Origin of the sequence: Paraburkholderia sp. 31.1, from assembly GCF_014397645.1 — a bacterium.
In the GTDB taxonomy this organism is placed as follows: Bacteria; Pseudomonadota; Gammaproteobacteria; order Burkholderiales; family Burkholderiaceae; genus Paraburkholderia; species Paraburkholderia tuberum.
In genome coordinates this window covers 1-24,268 of record NZ_VZQN01000012.1, presented here as the reverse complement: position 1 = coordinate 24,268, position 24,268 = coordinate 1, and the positions used below count along the sequence as shown (strand labels likewise).

The following is a 24,268-nucleotide window of genomic DNA, read 5'->3' as shown; positions in this document are numbered from 1 at the left end:
TTGCTTGCGTCGTCCGTTGCTGGCCGTCTTTTTTCCGCGCCACTTATTGCTTGCCAAGCCACTCCATTCGCACCGACTTGAGCTCGCGCGGCAAGCGCGCCGAAAGCGGCGCGCGGCGCGGCAATTCGACGAAGCCGAGACGCCGGTACAGCGCGTATGCGCGCTTGTTGCTCACCAACACGTCGAGCACGAGCTGTTGCCGATCGTGTTCGCCATGCGCCGCGCGAGGCTGCACAGTCATCAACTCACCCGTGCGCATGGCATCCGCAAACAGCGTGCTGAAAACACCCGTGCCGCGCAGGCGTTCATGCGTCGCGCAGTGCACGATCAGCGTCTGCGACGACTTCGGTGCCGGCAACTCGCTTTCGAGCACAAGGCCGCGCAACAGCATGCGAACCGTGCGGCGCAGGCCGAAGAACAGCAGCAGCATCAGCGCGACATGCGGATCGTCGAACCATGTGTTGCGTCCGTCATGGAGCGCTAGCACCGCGACCGGCTGGTCGCCTTCAGTCACGGCCACACGGTGGCGTCGATACGAAAAGCGCCCGAGCTTCGATGCAAACGCAAACGCGAGAAACTCGGTGCACGCATCGGCTGGCTCGCCGAGAAAGAAACCGAATTCGTGCACGCCCGATGCGAAGATCAGCGGCGCGCACGCTTCGGCATCGCCGGCGCGCGCGGCACGACAGCGCAGCGCGGGCGGTTCGTGTTCGTGATCTGGCGAGTCCGCGCGCGCGGGATCTACGGCATACATGACAGGCTGCCCCGTGTTTGATTGTTGCGGTGTGGTTAGCGAGCGATGCGCCTGAGCGCGACGATCGTGCGGCTGATCTGTTCGGGTTCATGCGTCGAGCAGATGAAAAAGCGCAGGCGCGCCGCCTTTTCCTCGACGGCCGGATAGAAGATCGGCTGCACGTTGATGCCTTCGGCGAACATCGCGTTCGCCCATTGCGCGGCCTTCAGCGTGCTGCCGGAAATGATCGGCACGACTGCATACCCCGCGCTCTTGCCGGTATCGAGACCGGCGGCACGCGCCTCGTCGATGAACTGCCGCCCGCGTGCGCGCAAGCGCGCGACCCGCTCGGGTTCGGCGATCAGACGCTCGAGCGCCGCGAGCGACGCCGCCGCCAACGCAGGCGCGAGTCCCACGCTATACAGGAAGCCCGGCGCGAGGTGCCGCAGGATATCGATCAACGCCTGCGTGCCGGCGATAAACCCGCCGCAACCGGCCAGCGTTTTGCTCAGCGTACCCATCCAGATATCGACGTCGCCGCTCGCCACGCCGCAATGCTCGCGCACGCCCTTGCCGCGCTCGCCGAGCACGCCGAGCGAATGCGCTTCGTCGACCATCAGGAACGCCGCATGACGGCGCTTGATGTCGACGAATTGCGCGAGATCGGGAATGTCGCCGTCCATGCTGTATAGGCCTTCGATCGCGATCAGCACGCGCCGGTAGTCGTGCCGCACGCGCGCGAGCAGTGCGTCGAGCGCCTGCCAGTCGTTGTGCGCAAAGCTCAGCCGTTTGGCGCCGCTCAATTGCGCGCCCTGCACGATGCTGTTATGCGCGAGCGAGTCGTGCACGATCAGGTCGCCAGGACCGAACAGCGAGCCGATCACGGTCACATTGGTCGCGTGGCCGCTGACGAACACGACGCAATCGTCGACCTCGTAGAACGACGCGAGCGCCGTTTCGAGTTCGCGCTGCACGGGCCGCTCGCCCGCCACCATGCGGCTCGCGGACGCCGACGTGCCATAGCGGTCGATCGCCTCTTTCGACCGCGCACAGACGTGCGGATCGCCGGCGAGGCCGAGATAGTTGTAGTTCGCGTAGTTCAGATACTCGGCGCCGCCGATGCGCGTCGTCGCGCCGGCCACCCCCTCATGCACGCGAAAGAACGGCGAGCGCACCTGCAGCTTGTCGCCCATCTGCCGCAGTATCTCGACCTGCTGATAACCCGGCATGCTTTCGAAGCTGCACAGCTCTGCGCGCGCGGCGTCCTGCGCCGCGCGAGTGCCGCTCGCCGCGAGCGGCGCGCCCGGCTCGCGCGCCTCGTCGGACACGCGCTCCAGCTGCCTCATCAACGCCTTCGCGGCGAGTTGCTGGCGAAGGTGATCACCCAGTCCCATAGTGTTTCGCTAATCCTGTACGTTCAGCTCGCGAATTCGGCCCATTCCCACGCGTCGCGATCCGCGAGCAGCGCGGCGACGAGCCGGTAGTTCATTTCGTGACTCGGCCGCAACGCGCTCACGCGGCCCAGCAATGGCGCACCGGCCATCGCCATGTCGCCGACCAGATCGAGCACGCGGTGCCGCACGAACTCGTCGGGCACGCGCATGCCGCCGAGCACCCGATTGCCGACCTCATGTCACAATTGGTTGTTACACCTAGAGTCCGCCATTGGATTTAAGATTGAGGCTCCCCAACACATACCGATGTCCTACGTGAACAAACCTCTGTTCTTCATACATCCGCCGAAATGTGGCGGTTCCACTGTTATTTCCTTTTTTGACCTTAATCTCGATCGCGATAAATTCATCAATTTCGTGTGGGGTGGGGTATCTCGGGAAAAAACGCGAGAGCGATTTTTGGCAAGCGGAATCGGCGGCGGTCATGATCCTATCGGCATTCATCGAGACCTCAAGATGCCGTTGGAATATTGCAGTATTTTGCGCAACCCGCTCAGTCGGCAGACCTCGCATTACTGGTTCGCGCGTAACGGAAAAAACGGGGGCGTCGCGCGCGGAGTTTCGGTTTCCGAGGCTGAAGCGCTGGCGCAAGGCGGTGAATTGTCGCTGGACGACTGGGTGAGCGAATCGTGCAGCGGCAAGAATCTGTTCGTGCAAATGCTGAGCGGCCATGGCCGCGTGAACCGTGAAAGCCTCGAAATCGCGATTGAGAACGTCCGGCAACATATCCCGACAGTCGGTCTCTGTGAAGACATGAGCGATTTTCTGCTTCGTCTTTGCGGTAGAACCGGAATGCGTTTGCCGTTCTTCATCCGGACGAATGTGACGGAAGGCGTGCCCAAGGAGCGCTCGCCGCTATCCGAACGAGCCCGTAAAAAATTTGTCGAAGACAACCAACTGGACTACGAGTTGTACCAATACGTGTGCGATGACATCACACGGGAAAGGGAGTCGTACGGCGCTATTTATACCCGGGCCATAGACGCTGTTCGCCTGATTCAGCGGCAGATCGATGCTCTCGACAATCCCTATATTTATACCGGTAAGTCGAACATGTTCGGATTCGACGAAAATCATTTGCGCATGGTGCGCGAAGTCGCTACCTCGGCTGATCTCTCTCCGATCGATGCATATATCGAGCTGGCGCATTCGCGTCGCCGCGAATGCGGCGACCTGTTCGATGGTTTCGTGGACGCAGTGAATGACGACATGGTGCACGGCTGGGCGGTGAATCTGAGCGTACCGGACAAATGCGTACCGATTGAAATATGGGTACGGGAAAAGCTGGTTGCGACGACGCTGACTGGCAACCCGCGGCCGGATGTGGCTGCTGCGGGCTATGGGTCCGATCGTTGTGGCTTTGCTGTTCGGTTACCGGAGGAGGCGCAGGAGGGATTCAGGGTCAAGATTGCAGGATCTGTGCAAACGATACAATGTGCGGGGACTTGGCAGCGGGGTTGGCATATGGCGTGAGACGCCGTCCTGGTCCGGTCGTGCCCACTCGCGTTTGAGCACTTCAACGAACATCATCCTCATAGCGCGCTGAAGTACCGCTCGCCACGCGAGGTATGAGGCTTGTCAGCCTCTCCAAGGACAATCGGACACCGAAGACCGTTTCTGGCCAACTGTTGCCCCACGCGGTCGGCCGTAGCCGGACCCAGAGTGTGCGAAAACGCATTGATCGCCTAAACTGAATCAACGCACTGAGACCGGGTGAATCATGAAGCGATTTGTTGAAGGCGATGACCGCTAGCAGGTCGCACTGCTTCCCGAATGCGTCGATGACTACATCCGACAGGACAATCCGGTCAGGGTCATAGATGCTTTTGTCGACGAGCTAAACTTTGACGACCTCGGTTTTAACGGTACCACTCCAGAGTCACCGGACGCCCGTCCTACCATCTTGGCGTGCTGCTTAGGATCTACATCCAGGGCATCGAAGCCAATTGCATACAGCTCGGCCTGGAAACCAGGACGCTCAGCCATTCAAACGAAGCCGATGCGGTGGTTACCCACCGCATCGCCCGAGAAAATGTCCGGAGCACATACCCGCAGCGTCATATCGTCTTCGCCTCCGCAATGTCGGCCAACCGTCGCGCATACGCGCGTGCGACTGCCTCAACTGAGTAATCGCGCTCGATGCGCGCCTTCCCCGCCAGTGCGATGCGCTCACGGAGTGGCGCATCGTCGATCATGCGTTTGAGCTGTTCCGCCGCGATCGATACCTCCGGATCGCACCAGTACTGACCTTCGGCGAACAGGTAGTCGCCGGGGCGCAGCGGCACGAGTTCGCCATCCACGAGGAACGCGGTGTCGGGTTCGCAAAAGTCGACGTTGCCCGAGAAGTTCGTGACCACGACTGGCTGCCCCAACGCCATCGCCTCCGCGATCACGCGGCCGAAGCCTTCGCTACGGTGCAGCGAAATGTAGGCGTCGCAGCAGGCCATGAGGTCGGTCGAGTCCTGGCGGCTCAGGCGCTCGGACACGATGTGGATGCGGCTGTCGCCCGCAGCCAGATCGAGCACGGCGCGCCACACCGGGTCGTCGTCGCGCACGTTCATCGCCTTGATGACGAGCCCGACGCCTGCCGAATGATCGCCGAACGCCAGCTTGAACGCCCGCACGCCGGCGAGCGGGTTCTTGCGGCTGAGCCAGGAGTTGCCGTCAAACATCAGGTAGAACAAAAATCCGTTGGTCGGCAGGCCAAAGCGCTCGCGCTTCGGCTCGACAGGCGCCGGCACCTCGACCGCCATCGGCATGTGATAGACGGGCGTGTCGCCGAGCGGGCTGTAGACGCTCTGGACGAACCGGCTCTGCGCCCAGATCTCGTCGACCATCTGATGCACCTTGCCGAACGCGCTCGGCCAGTGAGGCAGTTCCCACGGCCACGCGCCGATCTTGTACGTCGGTGCGTCGATCAATTTACGGCCGCCCTCCAGCGCAAGGCGCACCATTTCCGGCGCCGGCAGGCAGATCAGGCTGATGCGATATCTGAGCTCGTCGCTGATCAGGTGATCGACCGAGTGTTCGAGGCGCGCGGGTCCCGCCATTGGCGCGTTGATCAGCGTGACCGGCGTGGACGACAGTTGCAGTACGCGGGCGGCCATGCGGGCATCTTCGCCCAGGCCGAGCACGCCTTGCGGGAAGCCGATCACGTTCACGCCGTGGTCATAGCCGACCCCTTCGAGACGCGCGCGATAGCGGGCCGGCTCGCGCTCGTGGTCATCGCTGTCGTCTTTGGCGCTCTCGACCCGCCGTATCTTGAGCGATCCAAGCAACGGATATTCGACTTCGGCCCACTCGTTCCACCAGCTCACGAGCTGAGCGCGACCCGCTTCCGTGTTCATGTCGTAGACGCTGCGCAGATCGGCACGGTCATTCGCGATCAGAATCAGAAAGCGCGGCAGCAACGAGGTATCAGCCTGCTGCTCGTTGTCGATGCTGGACAGCACGTCGGCTAGACGGACAGCCGACCATTTAATGGCGCGATACTCGTGTTGTCCGTCTCTGTCCCACCACGACAAGCACTTGATGCGTCCGACGAAGCTGTCCAGCGAGCAGAACTCTCGCAGATCCGTTCGCTCCTCGACGATCATTCGCAGGAAGCGCGGCACCGGCAGCCCGTCGGGATGCTCGCCCCATTCCATCTCGAACAGCGGCGCGGGCACCATGGGCGGTACCCACTTGATCACGCGATACTGGGACTGACCATGTTCGAGCCACCACGACAGGCAATTGAGCCGACCGACAAAAGTGTGCAGCGAACCGAACGCGGCGTGGAGGTCCGACCGTTCCCCGACGATCTGCGACAGAAAGCGCGGCACGTGCGGGCCGTCGTCGACGGCGGGCTGCGTGGGTTCGAGTAGCCCGCCGCCGATAGGCGGCTGGGTCCACTTGATCCGCTTGTACTCGAGATGGCCGTGCTCCGCCCACCAGCTCAGGCAAGCGAGCCGGCCGGTCAGCGTAGTCAGGTCGAAGGCGCTGCGCAGATCGGGGCGCCCGGTCGTAATGAGCGCGAGAAAGCGCGGCAACGGTATGTTGCTGGACTGGGGCGCGTCGATCGGCTCCAGCAGTTCGGGCCAGGAAATCGGTTCGAGCAAGGTTTCGGCGAGGTGCTTTGTGTCGAGCACGCTCGGTGCGGTCGCGCCCAGCCAGTATGTAACTGCGTCCGGATGCTGATCGATCAGCGTATCGTTATCGAGTTGATGCAGATATTCAAGATCTTCCTGACGAAGCGCCCAGTGGAAATCCGGGTATGTCTCACGCGCCGTCATTTCCCACCAGAAGTACAGCGTGACCCGATCGTCCAGCGTATTCGAATCGAAGGGCGCGAGGTCGGCTCTGAATTTCACCAGAAAGTAGATCGCGCTCGGCAGGCAGAACTGCTCTGCCGGCGACGGGTGCCAGTACTCTGCCAGCCACTCTGTCTTGTTTTTCGGTTCCAGATTAACCAAGTTTTGCAATCCCTGAAGGCCATGCGAAGGAACGTCGTCGGCGGTCAGCGTCAGTTTGGGCGAGCAATGATGGACGCTCAATACCAGATCGCCCCGGCGCTGCCGGACCAACTCGGGTTCCTGATTGAAGCGGCTGATTTTTTTCGACGTATGGGTTCGCAAATCGCCGACGCCGAGCACCACGCTGCTGTGCTGAACCGGGTACGCCCGATTCGCGCCCACGTTCGCCTGCAGCGACAACGAAATCATTTTTTCGAGCCAGTCGGCGTTGATGACTTCGATGTCGTTGTTCATCAGGCGGACGAAGTGGGCCGTGCTCGCCAGCGTGATGCGATTATTCAGCGCCGAGTAGTTATTTGCGAATGAAATAAACGTCCTGGTTGTCGTCCCAGCCGCCAACGATACGTTCCACGATCGTAAGTTTGTTTTCTTCGCAGAAAGTCCGAAGCCAGCGTTCCGGAATCATCGAAACACCGTAACTTTCCCCGAAATCTTTGGCGACTTTGGCTCGCGACGAATTTTTAGGTTGAGATTCAACAAAGGCGTATTCTCCAGCATCGTAAGAAGAAAGCAGGCGTTTTCGCGCTTCTTCTCCTACCGAATAGCAATCGGTTTCACTTAGACGCTCTCTCGACCGCGCGCCGTGTGTGGTTACGACAGCAATGCCGCCAGACCGAAGCTTGCCGAACAAATGCTTCATTGCAGCTCGGCCGTCTGCCAGCGACAGATGGGTGACGAAGGACTCCAGTGCAGCGACGTCGAACTTTCCGTTTTCGATTGAGGCAAATTCAAAGAACGGGGCAATGATGTCATGCCCGTGTACGCCGAAGGTCGAACGGCAAAAGTCTACAGCCGGCGCCACGATATCTGCAACGTGGACATCAGATGACGTGAACTTCTTAACGAGATGCCGGGTGGTGCGTCCGTAACCACAGGGAAGCTGAAGGATTGTTGGGTTTTTGCTACCGACCAACCTGGCAGCTCGCTCCACAAATTCCGCCATCTGCGAACCGGCCGATTCATAGTGGGCTATAGAACCCTCGAACACGTCGTCGTTGGGGTGGATCGGTGCCGCAACTGCGATTTCGACTTTCGGTCTATCGGCGGCGCCGGCGGCGACAGACTCGGCGAATACCTCATCGACACCTAATTCTTTCAGAGCATTTCGGATTGTCAGATTTTCGGCACGGTCTCGCAGACCCAGCTGATTTTTAACAGTCTCACTGAGTCGGGTAATTCTGCGTCGAGCCTCGATCAACGCGGCGACCTGCTCGTATTCGCGTAAGCGCTCGCCACTCAGCTTGCCTTCGGCCCCTGCGACGCCTGTCGAATTACTCAGATCAGATTTGATGTAATAGTCACCGACGATGGTGCCAACCAATTTGAAATCTGAGGGATATGCGGCCGTAATGCGTAGCAGAAGATCGTAATCTTCCTCCCAAGTCAGCAGAGGATCGAAATAGAGTTCGGCAGAAGTAATCGATCTATCGATCATATAGGAATGAATCGGGCAAAAGTTAGCCACGAACAGATCCTCGATACCTTCGCCAGGAAAAACCGCAGAATCTGCGCGCGTAGCCACGATAAATTGCGGGGATACATCGGCGTGCACCACTCTGACAGATGAGAAGACAATTGCGGCGTTGCTTGTCTTCAATCGGTCGACCAGAAGACTGTAAGCCTCCGGATACAACACATCATCGTAGTCAAGAAAAGCGACATACTGACCGCTAGCCTTGGATAGGCCCAGATTCAACAGTTCTGTTCGCGCATCTTTTGGTTCTTCCGAAGTGAAATTCACTAACTCCAGCGAAGGAGCGTCGTGCATCTTGAGCAAGCGAGCAAGCGATGCCTCGACCTGTGCGATATCAGAAGGCGAGAACCTTTGTAACACAACAATAATATTGAGTGGACGATAGGTTTGACCGACAAGCGAGAAAACGCAACGTTCCAACTCATTAAGGCGCTTGACGTCGTGAAGCCTAACGATACAGTCTACTTGATCTTCAATCATGGTTTTACCAACGCGGTTTCGCGAAGCTTGTGTGTGCGGTGAAATCGGCGATCTTGCTCCACTCAACGGGAACAGGCTCTGGATAATGCTGAGGTAATTGCGTCCCCAAGCCATCCATTTCGCTCCGCAACCACTGCTCGAACTCCGCGCCACGCCACTTCCTCGCCAACAAGCAAGCAGCTGTGTAGATCATTTCTACCGTCGACGCGCTCATCTTGCGATTGGTCACACGATGAAGGAAAAGTGCCTGCGGACAAGTTTTCAGACTGAATCCAAGCGCTCTGGCACGCCAGGAAAGGTCGACATCCTCGCAATACATAAAGAAGCTCTCATCGAACCCACCCACTTCCTTGAAGCACGTCTTGGAAATTGCCAGGCACGCACCCGAAACCCAAGGAGTTTCGAGCGTCAATGAATCGTAGGGTTTTGGGTGTTCTGAAGGAAATTGAAGTGCTTCGACCAATGATCTTCCGTCTGCCGTGAATACGGCTTTAACCAGGCTGCCAATCGCGTCCGGATGCAAAACTCCGTCCGGATTGAGGCAAATATAGATGTCAGCACCATCGTCGAAAGCCGCACGCATCAACCTGTTGTGACCAGCGCCAAAGCCAACATTGCCCTCGGATTGAAAACGTGTCAGGAAGCTGCGGTCTAAATCGTAATGTTCGGTGGGGTCACCGTTATCGAGCAGGAAGAGATTGTTCGCTACTGGCAGGTCGGCCTCGGAGAGAGAGATACGAGCCGCTTCGACCGCACGCTGAAGTTCCGCCCGGTCATTGTTGTAGGTGACGATCCCGATAACGACCTTTGCGTTGTGTGGCGTTTTGACCTGCAGACCGAGAGCGCGTTGCTGAATGATGTCGGCCAATCGTCGAGGCGGTTCTGCGATCGGTGTCGGCCGAACGGCGCGGATCTTGACACCCTTTGGGTCAAGAAGATGAAAAACATAATGCTTTGCAAAAGCTTTCAACTCCCGCGCGGAGGCAATGGCGATCATCGCCGGAGTTTTCTCATACAGCTCGGGCCGCGCAATTTTCATCCAATGAAAACCTGCACGCTCGCAAGCGTAGAAGAAAAGCCGCTCGATTGAATGCGCGAGCGTGGCGTCCGTCTGATTTGTTTCAGCCGGAAAATCTTCGAGACTCAGATTCAACTCGACGAGATTTTTCAGGGCCGCCGTCCGCGCCCAGAACATCGATCCCGATGGAAAATCGAGCGGTGTCGATTTGTCTATAGCGAAACCGAGACGGTTTGCAAGCCCCTGCGCGCCGTCGAAGTTGCCCCCCCAATTGGTCCAGTGCCGCATTGTTTCAAAATGCTGGGCGGCGACCATCCCCAGGTTGGGATCATGCTCGAATGCGTAAAGGACACTGCTGACGACTTCAGCCGAACCGGAAAGACTTTCGAGAAGAAAGTGACGCCATTGAGCCAATGCACTTGCATGATGTGAACGCTTGCCATGCAGACATAGAACGAAGTCATAGCGCTCGAAAACGCTCTTGAACGCGAGCAATTTTGGCGCGATATCGCGACCGCGGTTCTGGACAACACAAACTTCGACCGTGCCTTTCGTCCAGCCCTTGAAAGCATTCTGGATTAATCCGGCCGAGAATAAATCACAGGTCGATATATATACATCGACACCGACCGGAATGTTGTTCAGATACACACGGAACTCTGGCGCGAGTTCAGGATAAAACAAATGAATGATCGCAGCGACGCGCTCCGTTTTTATCTGATTCAACGTCGGAAACTGAAACGGAACCTTGACGCTATAGTCGACTTCGATAGCACGACCTGCCTCCGGAGGCGTCACCGGCGGCAGTGGAGCGCCTTCTAACTGAACGGACGGCATGACCCGCTTCAAGTGCTTGGTCAGAGGATGCAGGAATCGCGTCCATGAACGACGTGGCCCTGTGATGGACTGCGCAGATGTCTCGCGCATTGTCGCCACTTCGGCCGCTGCCGCATCCGCGATCGCGCGATATCGGCCTTCGATCGCTTTGATTCTGCGCCGCTCGTCCAGAATCATGTCGCGCAGCATTAGACGGTTCTCGTCTTTGCGCCAGAAGTGCTGGGCTGTATCTAAGGATCCCGCGTTTGCCACGGTATTTGGCGCGTCCGGGCGCTCTTCAGTCGCTACTGCAAGCGAGGAGAACACAGGATCTTGTTCCGTTGTAATCGAATTCATGCGATAGCAAAAGTTGTGGAATATGCGAGACCGAAACTGTATGACTTGATGCAAGACCGGCCGCCCAAGAGTCAACGACCCCCAACTCAATTAGGCCGGCTGAATTGTACCTGAGGACCTCCAATAGTCCCCGCCTTCCAACCTTATGGCCGCCAGTCACCAGTGATGAACAAAAAGATCTAAAATACCATTCTTAAATTTTCTCAATGATATCAACAGGCTCGAATTGACCAAGAGATCATTTGAATTTAATTAGTAAAAAAACAAACCGTCCAGACAAAACAAACGCCCCGCAATATCGAAATCTTGCGGGGCTTTTTTCCGAGGCTGACGCTAAAGCGTTATCCGCTTACCGCGACATCATATTCATGCTGACGTTATGCAACACCCACAACGTCCCGCCAACCACGATAACAGCGGTCAGCACGGTGAACGCAAACGCCGTCACGTTCCAGCGCTGCGACGACGACGTGTTCATGTGCAGGAAGAACACCAGATGCACGAGGATCTGCACGAACGCGAGACCCGCGATTGCGAGTAACGCACTCTGGCCCGTCAACGTGCCGGTCATCAAGATCGCGAAGGCCGCGACGGTCAGAATGACGGAGAGCACGAAGCCCGCCGTATAGCTGCCGAAGCTGCCGTGACCGCCTTCCGAGTGTGCGCCATGGGCGCTATGACTATGGTCCATTTAGATCACGCTCGCAAGATAGACAAAGGTGAAAACGCCGATCCACACGACGTCGAGGAAGTGCCAGAAAAGGCTCAGGCACGTCAGACGGATCATGTCGCGTTCGGTCAGGTCGCGATGACGCATCACCTGCAGCGCCAGCACGACCATCCAGATCAGGCCGAACGTCACGTGCAGGCCGTGCGTGCCGACCAGCGTGAAGAACGACGACAGGAACGCGCTGCGGCTCGGACCCGCGCCTTCGGCGATCAGGTGCGAAAACTCGCGCATTTCCAGCACGAGGAACGCGAGGCCCAGCAGGAACGTCACGCCGAGCCAGCCGAGCAGCACGCCCTTGCGGTTCTTGTGCGCGCCGAGCATCGCGAAGCCGTACGTGATACTCGAGAGCAGCAGCATCGTCGTTTCAAGTGCGACGCCCGGAATCTCGAACAGGTCCTTGCCGCTCGGACCGCCCGCGAACTGGTGGCTCATCACCGCGAACACCGCGAACAGCGCCGCGAAGATGATGCAGTCGGTCATCAGGTACAGCCAGAAACCGAACACCGAGTGCGACGGCACATGGTCCGGCGCGAGTTGCGGCTCAACCGCAATTGTCTTCTGTAACATCAGTCCACCTCCAGCGCGACCTGCTTGCCGGCGCTTGCGCCGACACCGGCCACGGCACCAGCACCGCCGTTGCGATTCTCTTCAATCAGCGCAACAGTGTCGGCAGGAATGTAATAGCCGTCGTTGTCCATGAAGCTGTAGATGATCACGGTGGCGATCGCGCCGACCGCGCCAACGATCGCAAGCCACCAGATGTGCCACACACCGGCAAAACCGAGCACCAGCGAGAACAGACCCACCAACAGACCCGCGGACGTATTCGACGGCATGTGAATGTCGCGATACGCCGGCACTTTCACACCGCCCTTGCGCGACTTCATTTCGGTGAACGCGTCGAGCGAGCGGACGTCCGGGATGTGCGCGAAGTTATAAGCCGGCGGCGGCGAACTCGTGGCCCATTCCAGCGTATGACCGTCCCACGGATCGCCCGTGAGGTCGCGGTTTTCCTTCAGGTTGCGATCGCGGATGCTGACGACCAGTTGCAGCAGTTGGCAAGCGATACCGATCGCGATCAGCACCGCGCCGAACGCGGCGGCGATCAGCCACGGATGCCAGGTCGGGTTGTCGTAGTGGTTCAGACGACGCGTCATGCCCATGAAGCCGAGCACGTACAGCGGCGTGAACGCAACCCAGAAGCCGATCTGCCAGAACCAGAACGCGGCCTTGCCGAGCTTCTCGTTCAGCTTGAAGCCGAACGCCTTCGGGAACCAGTAGTTGAAGCCGGCCAGATAGCCGAACAGCACGCCACCGATAATTACGTTATGGAAGTGAGCGATCAGGAACAGGCTGTTGTGCAGCATGAAGTCCGCGCCCGGAATCGCCAGCATCACACCGGTCATACCGCCGATCGTGAAAGTGATGATGAAGCCGATCGTCCACAGAACCGGCGTCGTGAATTTCAGACGGCCCTTGTAGATCGTAAACAGCCAGTTGAACACTTTGACGCCGGTCGGAATCGAAATCACCATCGTCGCGATGCCGAAGAACGCGTTCACGTCCGCGCCCGAACCCATCGTGAAGAAGTGGTGCAGCCACACGAGGAACGACAGCACCATGATCGCGCAGGTCGCCCATACCATCGTCTTGTAGCCGAACAGCGGCTTTTTAGCGAAGGTCGCGACGACTTCCGAGAAGATACCGAATGCCGGCAGGATCAGGATGTACACCTCGGGGTGACCCCATGCCCAGATCAGGTTCAGGTACAGCATCGCGTTGCCGCCGGCATCGTTCGTGAAGAAGTGCATGCCGAGGTAGCGGTCGAGACCAAGCAGAGCGAGCGTGACGGTCAGGATCGGGAACGACGCCATGATCAGCACGTTCGCGCACAACGAGGTCCACGTGAACACCGGCACCTTCATCCACGACATGCCCGGAGCGCGCATCTTCACGATCGTCACGAAGAAGTTCACACCGGTCAGCAACGTGCCGATACCGGAGATCTGCAGGCTCCACAGGTAATAGTCGACGCCTACGCCAGGGCTGAACTGCAATTCCGACAACGGCGGATAAGCGAGCCAGCCCGTCTGTGCGAATTCACCGATCACCAGCGAGATGTTGATCAGGATCGCGCTGACTGCCGTCATCCAGAAGCTCAGCGAGTTGATGAACGGGAACGCGACGTCGCGCGCGCCGATCTGCAGCGGCACGACGATGTTCATCAAACCGATCATGAACGCCATCGCCATGAAGAAAATCATGATGACGCCATGCGCGGTGAAGACCTGGTCGTAGTGATGCGGTGGCAAAAAGCCCGGGCTCAAATACGACAGCGCCAGCTGCATACGCATCATGATCGCGTCGGCGAAGCCGCGCAGCAGCATGATGAATGCAACGACGATGTACATGACACCGATCTTCTTATGGTCGACGGACGTCAGCCATTCGCTCCACAGGTAGCGCCATTTGCCGAAATACGTGATTCCGCCTAGCACCGCCAGCGCCGCGAGCACCATACCGGCGCCCGCCGTAACGATGATGGGCTCGTGATACGGAATCGCATCGAGAGTTAGTTTTCCGAACATGAGTTACCCCTTAGGCGCGCAGTTGGCGTCTTTCATGTTGTCGATGACGTTGCCGTTGTTGTAGCGGGCAATGATGTTGTTGAAGAGCTTCGGATCGACCGTCGAGAAGTACCGCACCGGGTCCTTTTCGCTCGGCTCGGACACCGCGTGATAGCGGTCCATGTCGAGGCGGTCCGACGAAGCGCGGACCTTCGCAACCCAGGCATTGAAGTCTTCAGGCGACGTCGCGAGCGTGCGGAACTTCATGTCCGAGAAGCCCTTGCCGCTGAAGTTTGCCGAGGTGCCCGCGTAGTCGCCGGCGTGATCGGCGATCAGGTGCAGGCGCGTCTGCATGCCCGCCATCGCGTAGATCTGGCCGCCCAGCTGCGGGATGAAGAACGAGTTCATCACCGTGTCCGACGTGATCCGGAAGTTCACCGGCGTGCCGACCGGGATCGCGAGCTGGTTCACCGACGCGATGCCGAGGTCCGGATAAATGAACAGCCACTTCCAGTCGAGCGCGACGACTTCGACGTTGATCGGTTTGACCTGCGACTCGAGCGGACGATACGGATCGAGCTCATGCGTGCTCTTCCACGTCAACACGGCGAGAAACAAAACGATCAGCGCCGGAATGGTCCAGACGGCGACTTCGATCGCGGTGGAATGCGTCCAACCCGGACGGTATTCGGCGTTGCTGTTCGATGCGCGGTAACGCCACGCGAAAAACAGTGTCATCAGAATCACCGGCACCACGACGATCAGCATGGCCCACACCGAAGTCGCGATCAGATCACGCTCCGCGAGTCCCACACTCCCCTTCGGATTCAGAATATCGAGGTTGCTGCAACCCGAAAGCAGCAACATGAGGCTGGCGGAAATGAAACTTGCCGGCCTTCTCAGCGTCCGTCCTTTCATATCCACTGCCTCGTTTTTTTGACTTCAACGAACGTCATTCGACGGCTCTCCATTAATAAGCGCTCGCATAATAGGGGGGCATCGGATGCTAATAAACACTCGATTTAGCAACGAACTATTGCGTCGCGACGCAGTGCGACACGTTGCCGCATTTCCCCGCGCACCCTATTCACCAGCGTCGTTTGCGACGCTTCGAAACGAAGCATCGAAAAGCTGACGCATCGCAAAAGTCCCCTGAAACAAGCGCTAAAAATCGCTGGACGCGCAGCGGTTTTCGACGTACTGCAACACGCATGCTTCACAAGGGATTGATAACGACGCGCAAAAGCGCAAGAGCGTCGCCGCATCCTGACGCGCGGATGCGACAACGACTCTTGCGCTCTGTTCATTTAACCCGGAGTCTGCGTAGCGACGGGAACCGGTCCGGGCGCCGCTGCCTGCAGATGCTCGCCGCCCTCCGTCGGCACGGAGTCCGAAGGCAGCGCCGAGCGTTCCGATTGCGCGAGCAGCGTGGCGACCGACGGATCGATCGCATCGGTGAACGGCTTCGGGTCGAGACCGATCGCGAGCACCAGCAGCGCCAACGCACCGAGCAGCGCGAACTCGCGCTTGCCGAGGTCCTTCAGCTTCGCCACGCGCGCGTTGGCAATCGCACCGAAGATCACGCGCTTGTACATCCACAGCGTGTAGGCCGCGCTCAGAATCAGGGTGGTCGCGGCGATCGCACCGATCCAGAAGTTGAAGCGGATCGCGCCCATCAGCACCATGAATTCGCCAACGAAACCCGACGTGCCCGGCAGACCGATGTTGGCCATCGAGAACAGCATCACGAAAGCCGCAAAGCGCGGCATCGTGTTGGCGACGCCGCCGTATTCGGCGATCGACGCGGATTTCGTGCGGTCGTAGAGCATGCCGGTGCACAACAGCATCGCGCCGGACACCACGCCGTACGAGATCATCTGCACGATTGCGCCGGACTGGCCGAAGCGGTTGAAGACGAACAGACCGAGCGTGACGAGGCCCATATGCGCGACCGTCGAATACGCGAGCAGGCGGCGCATGTCGGTCTGCACGAGTGCGAGCAGGCTCGAATAGATCACCGCGACGAGCGACAGCGTGATCATCATCGGCGCGAAGAAATGGCTCGCTTGCGGCGCGATCGGCAGCGCGAAACGCAGCAGACCGTAACCGCCGATCTTCAGCATGCCGATCATCACCGCGGCGCCCGTCGGGCCGTCGAGGTGCACGTCGGGCAGCCACGTGTGCAGCGGCCACATCGGCACCTTCACGCCGAACGCGGCAAGGAAGCCGAGGAAGATCAGCGCCTGCGGCACCATGTCGAGGTGCGCTTCGCGCCACACGGCGAGGTCGAAGCTGTGCGTCAGGCTATACAGATAGAGCAGCGACATCAGCATCATCAGCGAGCCGAGGAACGACACGAAGAAGAACTTCACCGCCGCATACGTGCGGTTCTTGTGACCGTAGGTGCCGATCAGCAGATACAGCGGGATCAGCGTCGCCTCGAACGCAATGAAGAACATCATGCCGTCGAGGGACGTGAACACACCCTGCATGAAGCCCGACAGCATCAGGAACGCGCCGAAGTACTGCGCGGTGCGCTGCGTGATCGACTCCCACGATGCGATCACGATGATGATCGTCGTCAGCGCGGTCAGCGCGACGAGCCACAGCGAAATCCCGTCGATTCCCACATGCCATGCGATATCGAACGTCGGCGACCAGCGGACGTTCTCGACGAACTGCATCGAGGTCACGTCGTTACGGAAACTCGTCACGAGCGGGATCACCGGCAAGAAACCCGCCACCGCGCCGATCAGCGCGAGCCAGCGCGTGCGATCACGCGCCGCGTCCGACCCGGCGCGCAGAACGACGAACCCGGCGACGATGGGGATCCAGATGAGAAGACTTAGAAGAGGCAATGGCATGTGCTCTGTCAAAACTTGAAGTACAAAACGCCGCGTCAACGCCCCCTGAAACAAGCAGGCATTGAAATGGAAATGTAAGTTGTAGTTCGCTGAAATTGACGCGTGGCGGGGATTCCCGCTACACGTTTACCCGCAGCCGACTGACCAAGGGTGGGAGATTACCAAGATAAGAATAATTTTGCATCGCAACAGCCGCGAAATCCGCGCCACAATACATTGTTGCGACGTGGGCGCTTGCAAAATGGATCGAAATGTGCGCTTGCACATTGTTACAAAGGCGTCGTTAGGCCCTGGCAGTTTGGCAGCAAAAGCTGGCAATTAGCCGGAGGTTGGCCGCTGTTAGGCATTCGCTGTTTATGGGGCTGGTTCGACTGGAACGGATCGTGCTGTCGAGTGCTTTTTGACGGTCGGGGACGAGCGGCAACCAAACAAAAATTTGCCTCGTCGGCGATAAAAAAAATTTTTGTGCGAGCGGTCTAAACCGACCGGCGAGGAGGTCGCTAGCGGTGCCGCGCGCCTCCATCAAGGTGTGCTGAAACTGTTCCACTCCAGGCACACGAATCTTCCGTTTTCCTTACACAGACCAGCGCCGCGCCATGGTAACTGCTGCAGAAACTCGCGCGGCGAGGCACACTCAATTCGCGCAACGGGCTCCCCTCGCCCGACTCCTTTTCCGGACCTCCTCGCATGGCGCTTCGTGACGACGTCGTACCCGCACTCGAATGCCGCGGCCTGAGCAAGCGGTACGGCACCGGCCGCATCGTGCTCGCGCAGCTCGACTTCACACTCGCTGCGGGCGAGTTCGTCGCGATCATGGGCGATTCGGGCGTCGGCAAGTCGACATTGCTCAACCTGATCGCCGGGCTCGACCGCGCCGATAGCGGCAGCGTGCTAATCGACGGACGCCCGGTCGAACAACTCGACGACAACGCCGCGACGCGACTGCGGCGCCAGAAGCTCGGCTTCGTGTTCCAGGCGTTTCACGTGCTGCCGCATCTGACGCTCGCGCAGAACGTCGCGCTGCCACTGCTGCTCAATGATCTACCGACGGCCGCCGCGCTCGACATGCTCGCGGCGGTCGGCCTCGGCGGACGCGGCGACGACTTTCCGCGCGATCTCTCCGGCGGCGAATTGCAGCGTGTAGCCATTGCACGCGCACTCGTGCATCGTCCGACGCTGCTTCTCGCCGACGAACCGACCGGCAACCTCGACCCTGCCACCGCGCGCGACGTGCTCGGCCTGTTCCGCGCGCAATGCAAGGCGACCGGCGCGGCGACGATCATGGTCACGCATTCGGAGGCCGCGGCCGCCGTGGCGGACCGCGTGTTGATCCTGAGCGAGGGCGACTTGCATGGCGCGCGCGATAAGGCCGCGAACGTCGCGCACGCCGCGGCCCGCCATGGCCGTTGACCTTCGTCCACTGCCGCGCGCGCCGGGATATCGTGTTCTCGCGCGCTGGCTGATGGTCGCGGAATGGCGCAGTCATCGCGGACGCGCACTCGTCGCCATCGCGACGATCGCGCTAGGCGTCGCGCTCGGCTACGCGGTGCAATTGATCAACAGCGCCGCCTTCAACGAATTCTCGGCGGCCGCGCGCAGTCTGTCAGGCGAAGCGGATCTGCAGGTGCGCGGCGCGCAGCCTTTCGTCGACGAGTCCCTCTATCCGCGACTCGCCAACGAACCGGGCGTGGTGCTGGCGAGTCCCGTGCTCGCGCTCGACGTCGGGGTGCCGGGCCGCACCGGTGCACTGCCCGTTCTCGGCATCGACGTCTTCAAGGCGAGGTCGATCACGCCCGATCTGATCGGCGTGCCCTCGCCTGATCGCCCGTTCGACACGCTCGCCTCCGATGCGATATTTCTGTCGACGGCCGCGCAGCAATGGCTGAACGTCAAGACCGGCGACGACGTCACGCTACGCCGCGGTACGTCGGATCTGCATCTGCGCGTCGCGGGCGGGCTCGTGCGCACGCGGCCGGGTCAACGGCTCGCGGTGATGGACATCGCCGCCGCGCAATGGCGATTCGGCAAGGTGGGCAAGCTGACGCGCGTTGACGTGCAACTCGCACGCGGCGTCGATCGGCAACGCTTCAAACGCGATCTGCAACAGGAGCTCGGCAGCACATGGATAGTCGCCGAGACGCGCGACACCGAGAGCCGCACCGATCGCCTGTCGCGTGCTTACCGGATCAACATGAACGTGCTCGCGCTGGTCGCGCTGTTCACGGGCGCGTTCCTCGTGTTTTCGACTCAGGCACTCGGTGTCGTGCGACGCCGATCGCAATTCGCGATGCTGCGCGTGCTCGGGCTCACGCGAGCTCAGCTATTGCGGCAGATCCTGCTTGAAGGCGCGCTGCTCGGGTTGCTCGGCTCGTTGTGTGGACTTGCGCTCGGCTACGCGATGGCCAGCGGTGCGCTGCGCTTCTTCGGCAGCGATCTCGGCGGCGGTTATTTTCCGGGCGTGCAACCGCGAGTCGGTTTCGAGCCGCTCGCGAGCGCGGTGTTTCTCGCGCTCGGGGTCGCGGTGTCGGTGTTGGGCAGCGTAGCGCCCGCCATCGACGCGGCGCGCGCACGGCCTGCCCCGGCACTCAAGGCCGGTGCCGAGGAAAGCGCATTGGCGCGGCTCGCCACGCCGTGGCCGGCGTTCGGCTGTTTGCTGGCGGCCGCCGCGCTGACGCGCGTGCCGCCGTGGTTCGATGCGCCGATCGCCGGTTATCTGGCGGTCGCGTTGCTGCTCGTCGGCGGCATTGCGCTGATGCCGCGCGTGACCGCGCTGATATTCGGCGCGGCAGGCCGCGCGCGCGGCACGCGACGGCGCGCGGGCGCGACGGGCACGCTCGCGATTGCGCGTCTCGCGAATGCGCCGGGGCAGGCGTCGATCGCGATGGGCGGCGTGCTGTCGAGCTTCGCGCTGATCGTCGCGATGGCGATCATGGTGGCCAGCTTCCGCGTGTCTGTCGACGACTGGATCACGCATCTGCTGTCCGCCGATCTGTACGTGCGCGTAGCGTCGGGTGGCAATAGCGGCGACAGTGGCGGCTTGCGGCCCGACGAACAGACGCGCATCGCGACGGTGCCCGGCATCGGCAACGCCGCGTTCGCGCGCATCACACATCTGACGCTCGATCCCGCGCGCCCGGACGTCGCGCTGCTCGCCCGCGAAATCGACGCGACCGATCCGGGCGCGACTCTGCAGATGACCGGCGCGGTGCTGCCGCCGTCCGCGCTTCGCGCCGGCGACATACCTATTTGGGTCTCCGAAGCAATGATCGACCTGTATGGGTATGAGTTAGGTCAACGTGTGCGGTTGTCGCTCGGCGAGCATGGCCAGACGTTCGTCGTAGCCGGCGTCTGGCGCGACTACGCGCGGCAGAGCGGCGCGATCCAGATACGGCTTGCCGATTATCGGCGGCTGACCGGCGACTCCACCGCAACCGATGTCGCCGTGACCGTCGAGCCGGGCGTGAGTGTCGAACGCGTCGTCGCAAGTTTGAAGGCGCTGCCGTTCGGCGCTTCGCTCGAGGTGTCGCAACCGGGCGAGATCCGTGCGCGCACGCTGGTGATCTTCGATCGCAGTTTCGCGGTCACGTATCTGCTCGAGGCGGTGGCGATCGTGATCGGATTGTTCGGCGTCGCAGCGACATTTTCCGCGCAGACGCTCGCGCGCGCCCGTGAGTTCGGGATGTTGCGCCACGTCGGCGTGACGCGCGCGCAGATTCTCGCGATCCTCGCTTCGGAGGGCGGTCTGCTCACCGCATGCGGCATTGCGCTCGGTTTCGCGCTTGGTTTCGCGATCAGCCTGATTCTCGTGTTCGTCGTCAATCCACAGTCGTTTCACTGGAGCATGTCGCTGCATGTACCGTGGTTCGTGCTGGGCACAGTCGCGTTGGTAATGCTGGTGCTGTCGTGTACGACGGCGGTGGTCGCGGGACGCGGCGCGGTGTCGGTGGATGCAGTGCGCGCGGTGAAGGAGGACTGGTGATGCCAGTTGCGCGGCGTGCGTGGAAAATGCGGTTGATCCGGGATAGCGCGGCCGTTCGCGAGGTTTGCTCTGCGCTTGATGGCTGCGCGACGTGCATCGCGCGCCGACACGGCGGGTCACCTCAGCGGCGCCTTCAGCTTTTTTTCCGAGGGCTACTTTGGATTGGCATAGCCGCTGTGTCGCCCTCTTTCGCCGCTAGTAGCGACTCCACTGGATCCACCCCGGTCGCCTTCGCGGCAGTCACGCCGGACCATCCGATCTCGTTTCCGCGGGACAGCGGTGCTCATCCGGCTTTCCGCACCGAATGGTGGTACGCGACAGGCTGGCTCACGACGCCCGACAACCGACCGCTCGGATTCCAGATCACGTTCTTCCGTACGGCGACTGGTCACGATGCCGCCGATCCCAGCGATTTCGCCCCGTCGCAACTGATCATCGCGCACGCTGCGCTGAGCGATCCGGCCATCGGACACCTCGTTCACGATCAACGCATCGCTCGGCAGGGTCTCGGGCTCGCCTACGCGAAGACCGCCAACACCGACGTCAAACTCGACGCCTGGAAAATGATTCGCGCCGCGGACGGCCACTACGACGTCACCGCCGATGCAAGTGGATTCTCGCTACACCTCCAACTCACGCCAACGCAGCCTCCGCTGATTCAGGGCGAGCGCGGTTACTCGCGCAAAGGACCGCGGCCCGAACAGGCGAGCTATTACTACAGCGAACCGCAACTCCGCGTGACGGGCACTGTGGTGCGCCCAGCCGGAGGTGGAAACGACACGACGCGCGATGCAGCAGTGACGGGGACCGCATGGCTCGATCACGAGTGGTCGAGCACGTTGCTCGACGCCAATGCGGTCGGATGGGATTGGCTCGGCGCCAATTTGACGGACGGCTCTGCGCTAATGGCATTCAAGATCCGTAGCCGCGACGGACATGCAATATGGGCCCACGCGACGCTTCGCAGACCCGATGGTCAGGTAACGAATTTCGACCCCGGTGAAGTCGACTTCACGCCGCGTCGCATGTGGCGCTCGCCGCACACGAATACTTCGTATCCGGTCTCGATGACAGTTAGAGCGGGAACGCTGACATGGCAACTCGATCCGCTAATGGACGATCAGGAACTCGACTCACGACAGTCGACCGGTGCCGTGTATTGGGAAGGCGCGGTACGGGTGAGTCAACAGAATGCGGATGTAGGGCGAGCCTATCTGGAACTGACGGGCTACTCGGATGCGTTGCGGATCGGAAAGTAGTGAAGCGCGCAAAGTCGGCCGCGTAAACGCAAAAACCCCACCGCGGCGGGTGGGGTTTCTGACTGGGGGGGGAGCCTGACGATTACCTACTTTCACACGGGCAATCCGCACTATCATCGGCGTGGAGTCGTTTCACGGTCCTGTTCGGGATGGGAAGGGGTGGGGCCGACTCGCTATGGTCATCAGGCATGACGGGTTGCTGCGTCGCAGGGTTGGAGTCAACCGGTTGCGCCACAGCCAATCGGGAAGAAGCGTAAAGGATTCGGGTGTGGGGGTTGTGTTGTTTCTGGCACAACACTGAATCCCAACCGTGCGTTTCTGTGAGCTCCCGCGGGAGGTCACACAAATCCCCTTCGGGGATCGGACCCGCGTCAGTGCTGAAGCACTCACGCGGGTCGAGACACACCTGTTATAGGATCAAGCCTTACGGGCAATTAGTATCAGTTAGCTCAGTACATTACTGTACGTGCACACCTGACCTATCAACGTCCTGGTCTTGAACGACCCTTCAAGGGGCTCGAAGCCCCGGGGATATCTCATCTTAAGGCGAGTTTCCCGCTTAGATGCTTTCAGCGGTTATCTCTTCCGAACATAGCTACCCGGCGATGCCACTGGCGTGACAACCGGTACACCAGAGGTTCGTCCACTCCGGTCCTCTCGTACTAGGAGCAGCCCCCTTCAAATATCCAGCGCCCACGGCAGATAGGGACCAAACTGTCTCACGACGTTTTAAACCCAGCTCACGTACCTCTTTAAATGGCGAACAGCCATACCCTTGGGACCGGCTACAGCCCCAGGATGAGATGAGCCGACATCGAGGTGCCAAACACCGCCGTCGATATGAACTCTTGGGCGGTATCAGCCTGTTATCCCCAGAGTACCTTTTATCCGTTGAGCGATGGCCCTTCCATACAGAACCACCGGATCACTATGACCTGCTTTCGCACCTGTTCGACTTGTCAGTCTCACAGTCAAGCACGCTTATGCCATTGCACTATCAGCACGATTTCCGACCGTACCTAGCGTACCTTCGTACTCCTCCGTTACACTTTGGGAGGAGACCGCCCCAGTCAAACTGCCTACCATGCACTGTCCCCGACCCGGATCACGGGCCAAGGTTAGAACCTCAAACAGATCAGGGTGGTATTTCAAGGACGGCTCCATTGAGACTGGCGTCCCAACTTCATAGCCTCCCACCTATCCTACACAGACCGGTTCAAAGTCCAATGCAAAGCTGCAGTAAAGGTTCATGGGGTCTTTCCGTCTAGCCGCGGGGAGATTGCATCATCACAAACACTTCAACTTCGCTGAGTCTCGGGAGGAGACAGTGTGGCCATCGTTACGCCATTCGTGCAGGTCGGAACTTACCCGACAAGGAATTTCGCTACCTTAGGACCGTTATAGTTACGGCCGCCGTTTACCGGGACTTCAATCAGGAGCTTGCACCCCATCATTTAATCTTCCGGCACCGGGCAGGCGTCACACCCTATACGTCCACTTTCGTGTTTGCAGAGTGCTGTGTTTTTATTAAACAGTCGCAGCCACCAGTTTATTGCAACCCTTTCACCCTTCTGGCGCAGGCCAGTCAGGCTATGAGGGCGTACCTTATCCCGAAGTTACGGTACCAATTTGCCGAGTTCCTTCTCCCGAGTTCTCTCAAGCGCCTTAGAATACTCATCTCGCCCACCTGTGTCGGTTTGCGGTACGGTCACTGTGAAACTGAAGCTTAGAGGCTTTTCCTGGAACCCCTTCCAGTTGCTTCGCCACCGAAGTGGCTCGCCTCGCACCCTTGAATTCTGCGCCCGGATTTGCCAAAGCGCCTTCTCCAATGCAAGGACCGGGACTTCCAACACCCGGACAACCTTCCGCGATCCGTCCCCCCATCGCATTTCACAATGGTGCAGAAATATTAATCTGCTTCCCATCAGCTACGCATTTCTGCCTCGCCTTAGGGGCCGACTCACCCTACGCCGATGAACGTTGCGTAGGAAACCTTGGGCTTACGGCGAGGGGGCCTTTCACC

At 60.0% G+C, this 24,268-nt stretch carries 15 protein-coding genes, 2 rRNA genes and 2 pseudogenes; 6 read left to right on the top strand and 13 right to left on the bottom strand.

Translation table 11 applies throughout. The features are described from left to right. Positions 1-43 precede the first annotated feature (43 nt). From F6X37_RS11195 to F6X37_RS11185, 3 genes and pseudogenes are all read right to left on the bottom strand, one after another. Positions 44-754, bottom strand: coding sequence for a GNAT family N-acetyltransferase (locus F6X37_RS11195; RefSeq protein WP_187611331.1), 711 nt, complete (start codon positions 752-754; stop codon positions 44-46). A gap of 35 nt (positions 755-789) precedes the next feature. Next, entirely contained in the window at positions 790-2,127 is a 1,338-nt protein-coding gene (locus F6X37_RS11190; protein WP_187611330.1) for an aminotransferase class I/II-fold pyridoxal phosphate-dependent enzyme, read from the bottom strand. A gap of 23 nt (positions 2,128-2,150) precedes the next feature. After that, positions 2,151-2,360: pseudogene (locus F6X37_RS11185) on the bottom strand (UDP-3-O-acyl-N-acetylglucosamine deacetylase); the annotation flags it as partial. Between the two features lie 82 nt (positions 2,361-2,442). On the opposite strand from F6X37_RS11185, the gene F6X37_RS11180 reads away from it, so the two are divergent. Further along, entirely contained in the window at positions 2,443-3,660 is a 1,218-nt protein-coding gene (locus F6X37_RS11180; RefSeq protein ID WP_187611329.1) for a chondroitin 4-O-sulfotransferase, read from the top strand. Positions 3,661-3,949: 289 nt separating this feature from the next. Next, a pseudogene (locus F6X37_RS11175) lies at positions 3,950-4,122 on the top strand (IS5/IS1182 family transposase); the annotation flags it as partial. A gap of 122 nt (positions 4,123-4,244) precedes the next feature. Here the strand turns inward: F6X37_RS11175 and F6X37_RS11170 are convergent. Further along, positions 4,245-6,641 carry a glycosyltransferase family 4 protein gene (locus F6X37_RS11170; protein WP_187611328.1) on the bottom strand — a complete coding sequence of 799 codons (2,397 nt, stop codon included), beginning with the start codon at positions 6,639-6,641 and terminating at the stop codon, positions 4,245-4,247. Between the two features lie 66 nt (positions 6,642-6,707). Between F6X37_RS11170 and F6X37_RS11165 the strand changes: the two genes are divergently transcribed. After that, positions 6,708-7,007, top strand: a complete 300-nt coding sequence (locus F6X37_RS11165) for a hypothetical protein (protein WP_187611327.1) — start codon at positions 6,708-6,710, stop codon at positions 7,005-7,007. On the opposite strand, the gene F6X37_RS11160 is transcribed toward F6X37_RS11165, so the two are convergent. From F6X37_RS11160 to F6X37_RS11130, 7 genes are all read right to left on the bottom strand, one after another. After that, complete coding sequence (locus F6X37_RS11160) at positions 6,994-8,655, bottom strand: glycosyltransferase (RefSeq protein WP_187611326.1); 1,662 nt, start codon at positions 8,653-8,655, stop codon at positions 6,994-6,996. The two genes, F6X37_RS11165 and F6X37_RS11160, sit on opposite strands and share 14 nt — an antisense overlap. A gap of 4 nt (positions 8,656-8,659) precedes the next feature. Then, positions 8,660-10,846 carry a rhamnan synthesis F family protein gene (locus tag F6X37_RS37600; protein WP_187611325.1) on the bottom strand — a complete coding sequence of 729 codons (2,187 nt, stop codon included), beginning with the start codon at positions 10,844-10,846 and terminating at the stop codon, positions 8,660-8,662. Between the two features lie 349 nt (positions 10,847-11,195). Continuing rightward, on the bottom strand, positions 11,196-11,537 hold the full coding sequence (gene cyoD / locus F6X37_RS11150; protein WP_187611324.1) for a cytochrome o ubiquinol oxidase subunit IV: 342 nt from the start codon (positions 11,535-11,537) through the stop codon (positions 11,196-11,198). Next, positions 11,538-12,143 (bottom strand): cytochrome o ubiquinol oxidase subunit III, encoded by a 606-nt coding sequence (gene cyoC / locus F6X37_RS11145; protein WP_018425052.1) that lies wholly within the window; start codon positions 12,141-12,143, stop codon positions 11,538-11,540. It abuts the gene before it with no gap. Continuing rightward, entirely contained in the window at positions 12,143-14,164 is a 2,022-nt protein-coding gene (gene cyoB, locus F6X37_RS11140; RefSeq protein WP_090805901.1) for a cytochrome o ubiquinol oxidase subunit I, read from the bottom strand. The genes cyoC and cyoB overlap by 1 nt, the downstream gene beginning before the upstream one ends. 3 nt (positions 14,165-14,167) lie before the next feature. After that, complete coding sequence (gene cyoA, locus F6X37_RS11135; protein ID WP_187611323.1) at positions 14,168-15,061, bottom strand: ubiquinol oxidase subunit II; 894 nt, start codon at positions 15,059-15,061, stop codon at positions 14,168-14,170. 389 nt (positions 15,062-15,450) lie between these two features. Further along, positions 15,451-17,007, bottom strand: a complete 1,557-nt coding sequence (locus tag F6X37_RS11130) for a NuoM family protein (protein WP_187611322.1) — start codon at positions 17,005-17,007, stop codon at positions 15,451-15,453. A 687-nt stretch (positions 17,008-17,694) separates the two neighbouring features. Between F6X37_RS11130 and F6X37_RS11125 the strand changes: the two genes are divergently transcribed. From F6X37_RS11125 to F6X37_RS11115, 3 genes are read left to right on the top strand one after another with little or no spacing between them, the layout of a single operon-like run. Continuing rightward, positions 17,695-18,417 (top strand): ABC transporter ATP-binding protein, encoded by a 723-nt coding sequence (locus tag F6X37_RS11125; protein WP_187611321.1) that lies wholly within the window; start codon positions 17,695-17,697, stop codon positions 18,415-18,417. Beyond that, on the top strand, positions 18,407-20,986 hold the full coding sequence (locus F6X37_RS11120; RefSeq protein WP_187611320.1) for an FtsX-like permease family protein: 2,580 nt from the start codon (positions 18,407-18,409) through the stop codon (positions 20,984-20,986). Before F6X37_RS11125 ends, F6X37_RS11120 begins: the two co-directional genes overlap by 11 nt. Then, positions 20,986-22,245 (top strand): lipocalin-like domain-containing protein, encoded by a 1,260-nt coding sequence (locus tag F6X37_RS11115; RefSeq protein WP_410451216.1) that lies wholly within the window; start codon positions 20,986-20,988, stop codon positions 22,243-22,245. The genes F6X37_RS11120 and F6X37_RS11115 overlap by 1 nt, the downstream gene beginning before the upstream one ends. Before the next feature lie 73 nt (positions 22,246-22,318). Here the strand turns inward: F6X37_RS11115 and rrf are convergent. Both rrf and F6X37_RS11105 read right to left on the bottom strand, forming a co-directional pair. Beyond that, positions 22,319-22,432, bottom strand: a 5S ribosomal RNA gene (gene rrf, locus F6X37_RS11110). 226 nt (positions 22,433-22,658) lie between these two features. Next, a 23S ribosomal RNA gene (locus F6X37_RS11105) occupies positions 22,659-24,268 on the bottom strand; the annotation flags it as partial.